Origin of the sequence: Sulfuricurvum sp. (assembly GCF_049305995.1) — a bacterium.
Classification (GTDB): domain Bacteria; phylum Campylobacterota; class Campylobacteria; order Campylobacterales; family Sulfurimonadaceae; genus Sulfuricurvum.
Map to the genome: position 1 here is coordinate 1 of NZ_JBAQPS010000059.1, position 7,440 is coordinate 7,440.

Consider the following 7,440-nt stretch of genomic DNA (forward strand, 5'->3'; position numbering starts at 1 on the left):
CAACCCCGATAAGGTTTTGTTCCGGAGTGAGTTTATAGTGAGGATTACCCCAGTAACCGTTTCCGAAAATCCCCAAACGACCTTGTTTGACAAATTTTGCAACACGCTCTTGGATCGCTTTAAATTCACTCTCACCGTCGATAAACGGATTTGAGCCTGCTACGGTTGCCCACTTACGAGCTTCTGCCGCTGTTTTAGCCGGATCAGCGGATAATGCTGAAACAACATCAACGAAGTCCAACGCATGGAGGTGATAGAAATGGACGACATGGTCATGCACATACAACGCACCTTGGATCAAGTTACGAACAATACGAGCATTTTTAGGGATGGTAATAGCAAACGCATCCTCAACCGCTTCAATGGAACGTTGATAGTGAGTACCGGTACAAACACCGCAAATACGCATCGCCAACAATCCGCAGTCGCGAGGGTCACGCCCTTGCAAAATCGTTTCAATACCACGGAACATCGTCGATGCACTGTAGGCATCCACAATCGTGTTATTATCATCAATGACCGCTTCGATACGCAAATGCCCCTCAATACGGGTAATAGGGTCAACTACTATATGCTTACTCATGGTTCTCTCCTGATTTTTCTCGTTTACCGGCTACGGTACTGGCTGCGGCATGGATCGCAATACCGATCCCCGCTGCGGTCAACAAGCCCAAACCGAATTCATCGACACTTTTTTCGACTCCGCCAGTCGGTGCTTTGATCTTCGCATCCGCCATAGGACGCTCATGGGCGTATTTATCCCAGAAATCCGGTTCCGAACAACCGATACAGCCGCGACCGACCCCAATCGGCCAGTTTACTGCTTCGTTATAGCGGACGATAGAGCAGTTGTTAAACGTCATCGGCCCTTTACACCCCATTTTGTAGAGACAGAAGTTGTTTTGAGCACCGGCATCGCCCCACTCTTCGACATACTCACCCGCATCGAAGTGGGCACGGCGTTCGCAGTTATCATGGATACGATAACCGAATGCAAATTTAGGACGGAGAAGGGAATCGAGTTCAGGCACTTGCCCCGTCAAGACATAATGCAAGATCACACCCACCATATTGGCAGGGTTTGCCGGACAGGCGGGGATATTGATAAGAGGTTTGTTTTTAATAACATCCATAACCCCGACCGCACCGGTAGGGTTCGGAGCAGCAGCAGGAATCCCTCCGAATGTCGCACAGCTTCCGACCGCAATGACCGCTGCTGCATTTTCAGCACAGCGGACGAGATGATCATGGAACGTTTCGGCTTTAATCCCGATCGTTCCGTATTGACCATCCATTCCCATTGGGATAGCACCCTCGACGAAAAGAAGGTATTTGCCTTTGAAATGTTCCATTGCTTCATCGAGCTGTTTTTCAGCCTGATGACCGGATGCGGCTTGGAGCGTTTCATGGAATTCGAGGGAGATGATGTCGAGAACGATCTCATCGATTTTAGGGCCGTCAGAGCGTAAAAGGGCTTCAGAGTTACCCGCACAGTCTTGGAGTTCCAACCAAATGACGGGCGCACGGTTCATCAACAACGCGGCATCGGCAACGAGCGGTGTGAACATCGGAGGGAGCATCAACATCGCTGTCGTTGCACTCGCCCATTTCATAAACTCACGTCTATCAATCCCGTTCTCTTCGAGCAAGTCGGCAAAGTCGAGCTTGTTAACCGGCTGATTTGAGCGCATCTCATTCAAGCGCGCCTCACATTTTTCGAATAGCTCTTGGTAATACGACTCACCCTTGTTCGTCTCAACACGCGAACTTTGGGAAGTAAACAGTTTTTTAACCGCTTCTACTCTATCGGACATAATCCCCTCCTCTAATTAAATGAACAATCATTCAGTATTCTACGACTGGATAACTTAAACGAATATTTAAAAGATAAAATTTAATTTAAAAAGATAATTTGTTATTTAATTTTGGGACTAATAAGAAAAAATGAGCAGGAAAAAAGAGATTTAATCTACTAATATTATCCCCATCGATTCGAGTAAAAACAGTGCTTCATAGCGGTTAAAAATAGCCCCCTTGAGATGGTTGGAGCGTACATCGATAGAGGTATTCGAGGAGTCGGTAAAGTTGGCACCTTCGAGGTGGGTATTACCAAATAACGCCCCTTTGAAATCGCTCAAGCTAAAGTCCGCTTTTTGAAACGTCCCGTTGCGAAAATCGACCTCTTTGGCTCGGCACTCCCGCATCACCAACCCTTCCAAGTTCAGACCGAAAAAATTGCTATCATTGAGGATACACTCACGAAATCGCAAAGGGTCGGCATTGAGCAAACTCTTCCAATCGGCCATCGTCCAATCGATCCCGATCATCTTGCACGAAATAAACTCAACATCGCTCATTTTACTGCTAGTGAGTTTCATGAGGCTCAGATTACAGTTTTCGAAACGGCATTCGGTAAATTTGCAAGACGAAAAAAAGGTTTCGCTGAAATCGCAAGAGACGAAGGTGCAGTCATCAAATTCAGCTTTGGTGATCTTTTTGCCGTGAAGATCAATACCCTCGAATTTTTCGGCGAATACGTCCATGTTGTTGGTGATGGGGGTCATTGAAAACTTTCTAATTTTTACTTACTATCAATTAAATCTTTAACAAAATCAGGAATACTCTTATTGTTTAATTCTGCATTTTGTTTGAGTAATTCATATTTCTCAATTTCTTTTTCTTCCCAAATCAAATCAACTCTTCTAACTTGTTTCATTGCAATATGATTATATTCTTCAGGATACGCCCAATAACAACTTAAGCATATTTCTTCATTTTTATCATTATTCCAATTACTACAATTTTCACAAGACCATGATTTAGCACGATTAGCTGAAGCTGATAAAAGCATAAAATCTTCAGAATTAAATTCTCCATTACCATCTCCAGAGACTTCAAAAGGAATGCGATGATCTATCTGTAAATCTTTTTCATCAACTGGTTCTAAATAAATAAAACACTTACACCCATATTTACTTATTAACTCTTCTTTGATTTTTTTGGACAACCCCGTACGACCAGATAATTTTGAGAAACGTGTCTTTTTTATATCCCCGAACTTATAAGCAGCAATTTTTTTACCATTTGAATTAGATACTCTATAGGTTTCAATAGGAATTCCATATTCTCTAACATCACGTACAGCCCTTGGTGGGTGTTCATATCCATATGTACTTTGAAGTTCTTCAGAAGTTATAAATCCATATTCTAATATATGATCAATTACAGTTTTTGGACGTTTTGCAGTTACAGATTTTAATAAGTTTAAAAAATCATTTCTTTCACGAGGCATACATATACTCTTTATTTTTAGAATTAATATCCGTTATATTTTTAAACGAAATGCGATTGAGTAATGCAGGCGATAAATATAAAGATTCATATGTAATATCTTTTTTCCCAAGTAATGTAGCTTGAGAAGAGCGACCAGCATTAATTTCAATATGTTCTAAATTTAAATATGTAGGTAGAGACTCACCATATTGCTTATCACCTAATCTACCATCGTAGCTTATAATATAAGATATTTTTTTTTTATTTAATTGTTCTAAAAAATTCACAAATTTATCATGTTCTATACCAGAGTAATATCTAGAATCTCTATTTGAGCATACACCTTGATAAGGCGGATCCATGTATACCAGATCTTTATCCGATAAATCATCAATTAAAAGACGATAATCCATAGATTTAAATTTTGCTTTTCCTTTTAACAAAGAAGAAACACCATAAATATTTTTTTTCATATTTTGAGGCATAGTCCCTTTTCTTCTTTTGTCAGGACTCTGATTAAATTGACCATTTTTGTTATATCGCACTGCGCCTTTTGCACATCTTGCCATTAAATATAAAAATAAAAAACTATCATTAGATTTGTTAAATTCATCTCTAATAGTAAAATAATGTTCTACACTATTTTCACTTTGTTGATTCCAAATAATCTCATAATTTTTAGACACGTCATCTGGATGTTCAATAATTAATTCAAGTAATTTTAATAAAGGCTTATTTAGATCATTAATAATAAAGTTTTTTGCATAACCATAATGTGCTGTAGCAATACTTATTGCGGCTGAACCAGCAAATGGTTCTATTAAAGTTTCAATATCTGATGGAAAATATTGAAGAATTTGTAATGCTAAACTTCTTTTACTACCTTGGTATTGTATGGGGTGAGGTAATTTCATAATTTTTCCTTCATACTTTACATAATTTATATTATAGCTTTTAATCATTTTATAACTTCTAATATATTTCAAAATGCAATACTTACTTTCAACTCTTTAAAATTTGTATCTATTCGCATTTAGCTCATTTATAATCTTCATCAATACTTCATTCTCTACATTTGGCTTCGAGTGTTGATCTGAGTAATTCCAGCATCGTATAGTTATGTTTTGCAAAATTCTTATAAAAAACCAACCAACTACAATTTGTAGCACTTCATACACTATCGTTGATTTTTTCTAGTTCACAACCATCCATAAGATTCCTAGCTAATAATTTTTCCCTTAATGCGTCGTACACACCGAGCAGACATCAAAGGTGCGAAAGATCAGTGACGCTTTGGCTATCGATTCGGCTCCGATCATCGCCCTCTGTGCTACACCGAGATTGAAAGCCGTTCCATTACCTAGATTCCACTGCGTCGGGGTGATAATCGAATACTCTACTATTTTCCCCCGCTCAATTCGGGCACGGTGGATCAGCGATCCGCGCGGGGCTTCGAGTATCCCTACCCCAGAGCCGCTGATACTCTCGATGTGAGAAGGAGGGATAAATGAGGGTTGGGAGAGATCGAGGAACGTGAGCAATGAGCGAACATGAACGATCAGCGTTACCATCTCATCGATACGGGCACTCAAACGGGTCAATGCACTATCGCCATACTGATGATAAAGTGATCCGATCCCCGACCTCTCAGTGATGAGGGCGCGAGCGAGCGGTCCGCTCTCATAAAATACCCCGTTGTATAGGGCATTTTTGGCATGAGTTTTACCGCCGTGAGCAAAGGTGTGGGAGCTGTCCTCGCTCACGAGCGCAATATCGGCGACGCTTCGCTCACCGTTGTCGAGTGAGCCTGCATTCTCGCCCAAAACCAAAAACCGTCCGTGGCTTTTTCCTGAGTTCAGAAGATTTAACCTCTCAAACTGGTGCAAGAGTTTTGAAAAATCCCCCTCCAACGCACGGTGCGAATCGTTTGTGAGATGCAACTCGAACTTCTCTAACGGGCACCCCAAAACCTCTTTCGCAACGAACTGCTCTACCTCGCTGAGGATTTTTAACGCTTGCATCACCTCGATATGGGTCGGATCGCACGTCACCCCTCCGGGGATGGCATAGGAGCTGTGCGGCCATTGCCCGCTGAAAAGGGCGCTGAGCTGGTTGATTTGCGAGGTGACATAAAGGGCTTTTAGCGAAACGTTTGCCTCTTCTCCCAAGAGCTTGCCGCTCTCATGTAGCATGACGAGATAGAGCCATTTGATATGGTTTTGGATCAGTTCGCACTCTAGGGTGATTTCACGGATCGCACGGGCTTTGGGGCTGATTGAAAGGGAAAATCCCGCATCGACATAAGCATTCTCAATCATCCGCACCGCCGCGATGAGATGGGAGTGTCCGCAGATACCGCAGACACGCGGAGCGATGACGAGGGCATCAAGGGCGTTACGCCCCTCCAAAATCGCCTCCATCCCCCGAAAATGGACAAATCGGATGTCAGCTTCTTCGACGATTCCGCTTTTATCGGTTTTAAAATCGAGTATGGCTTCCCCCTCGATCCGCTCGATCAGTTCATGCGTTATCATCGATCAATTTCCCCTCAAGCCGTTTAATATGAAACGATTTCGCCGCCCCTGCAAGTGCGAGATAGCTTCGCTTCGGGATTCCCAGCGGCATATCTGCGGGAATCGACATATAGGTTTTGGTGCTAAAGAGTTCTGTTCTAGGGAAAGAGGGTTCGGTGCATCCGACGCACGGTGTTCCAGCGCGGGTTTTCGAGCTCACCTCGTTCCAGAGGATCTTGTTACAGCTGCCGCGGGTAAAAGGTCCTTGGCACCCTTGGGCGTAATACAAGCACCCCTCTTTGGTTCCGAAGTGCTCACTGTCCACTTTCCATTCGAAATACTCGTTACGTAAACAGCCGTTATGGACGAGATAGCCATAAAGCTCTTTGGGACGGTGGTACTCATCGACACTGATTTTTTTGCCTTGTACGATCATATCGAGAACAAAACTGAGCCATTTGGGATGGATGGGACATCCGCTGAGGGTGATCACTTTTTCTCTCATATCTTTGAGCGGACCGCTCTCATTCTCTTTATCGAAAAGTATCCCGCTGATATGTTCAGGTGAAGCCTCTTTAAAAATCCCTCCGAAACTCGCACAGCTGCCCAGTGAAATGATATGTTTTGTCTTAAGAGCGAGGTTCATGAGTAAGCTCTCCATCGCCACTCCCGCACGCTCAAAATCAGCTTGGTATGCCCCCTCGAAAATCAAAATATCCGATTTAGGAAGCTTTTTGACGACTTCTTTGAGTGTTTTGGAGCATGGCAGAAGCGGATGATGGATAAATTCGACCGATTCCAAAAGGCTCCCCAGCGAAGGATCATTTAAAAACGAGTGGGTGTTGCCGTTGCAAGTGATCCCTTGCAACCAAATAACGCGGAGTTTAGCGGGTTTTGAGGGCATAATAGATATTTTCGGCGATAGTGGGGGCGTACTCTTCTAACGGTTTCGGGAGGATATTTTCGCCGTTGATAAACACCATCCCCCCCAAATATCCCATAAAAAGACCGAATGCACTGAAAAAGTCCTGATCTCTCAACTCACCGCACCGAACACCCTCTTCGAAGAAAATCATCATCTCCGTTACAAATGCGGAGACGCAAATCATCCCCTCACAGCTGTTTTGAAACACTTCGCGGTTGGAGAGGTAGACCCGTAAAAAATACTCGATGGTCTCAGGGCGATCTTTGGCAATACGGAAATACATGTGGACAATCGCTTCAATCTTCTCTTGGGTTGTACGATCACTTTCGTTGATGGCACGGATCTCTTGTCCTAAAATTTCGGCGATATAGAGGATAAGATCTTTGGCTAGCATCTCTTTGGAGGTGAAATAGTTATAGAGATTGCCGACACTCATCCCGATTTTTTCGGCGATAGAGGGCATAGTCGTTTGGTAAAATCCCTCTTTCGAGAAGAGCTCCAATGCTTTGCTCATGATCGAGATTTTACGTTCTTCTTTTGTCGGGCGTGCCAATGTTCATTCCTAATTCAAATAACCTAATTATACCGAACAAGCATTCATAATTTTATACTGTGACAACTCTTTTCCCGTTGCATCGATCACATGCACCGCGCACGCAAGACACGGATCGAATGAGTGAACCGCGCGCAATACTTCCAACGGTGCGGACGGATCGGCGAGTTTAATCC

9 protein-coding genes are annotated in these 7,440 nt (G+C 43.0%); all 9 read right to left on the reverse strand.

The window, feature by feature from the left end:
* Positions 1-583: nickel-dependent hydrogenase large subunit (locus WA010_RS01905; RefSeq protein WP_422555486.1), on the reverse strand; the 583-nt coding region annotated here is incomplete at its 3' end.
* On the reverse strand, positions 576-1,814 hold the full coding sequence (locus WA010_RS01910; protein WP_422555487.1) for a hydrogenase small subunit: 1,239 nt from the start codon (positions 1,812-1,814) through the stop codon (positions 576-578). The genes WA010_RS01910 and WA010_RS01905, both read right to left, overlap by 8 nt.
* Positions 1,815-1,964: 150 nt before the next feature.
* Complete coding sequence (locus WA010_RS01915; RefSeq protein ID WP_422555488.1) at positions 1,965-2,564, reverse strand: pentapeptide repeat-containing protein; 600 nt, start codon at positions 2,562-2,564, stop codon at positions 1,965-1,967.
* A 17-nt stretch (positions 2,565-2,581) separates the two neighbouring features.
* A complete protein-coding gene (locus WA010_RS01920) occupies positions 2,582-3,292 on the reverse strand; it encodes a hypothetical protein (RefSeq protein WP_422555489.1) in 711 nt (236 codons plus the stop codon).
* Positions 3,282-4,187 (reverse strand): Dam family site-specific DNA-(adenine-N6)-methyltransferase, encoded by a 906-nt coding sequence (locus WA010_RS01925; protein WP_422555490.1) that lies wholly within the window; start codon positions 4,185-4,187, stop codon positions 3,282-3,284. Before WA010_RS01925 ends, WA010_RS01920 begins: the two co-directional genes overlap by 11 nt.
* A gap of 324 nt (positions 4,188-4,511) precedes the next feature.
* Positions 4,512-5,807: a nickel-dependent hydrogenase large subunit gene (locus WA010_RS01930; RefSeq protein ID WP_422555491.1), complete on the reverse strand. Its 1,296-nt coding sequence runs from the start codon at positions 5,805-5,807 to the stop codon at positions 4,512-4,514.
* Entirely contained in the window at positions 5,794-6,690 is an 897-nt protein-coding gene (locus tag WA010_RS01935) for a hydrogenase (protein WP_422555492.1), read from the reverse strand. The genes WA010_RS01930 and WA010_RS01935 overlap by 14 nt, the downstream gene beginning before the upstream one ends.
* Positions 6,671-7,264, reverse strand: coding sequence for a TetR/AcrR family transcriptional regulator (locus tag WA010_RS01940; RefSeq protein WP_422555493.1), 594 nt, complete (start codon positions 7,262-7,264; stop codon positions 6,671-6,673). Before WA010_RS01940 ends, WA010_RS01935 begins: the two co-directional genes overlap by 20 nt.
* Positions 7,265-7,291: 27 nt before the next feature.
* The coding region (locus tag WA010_RS01945; RefSeq protein WP_422555494.1) for a nickel-dependent hydrogenase large subunit at positions 7,292-7,440 on the reverse strand (149 nt) is incomplete at its 5' end.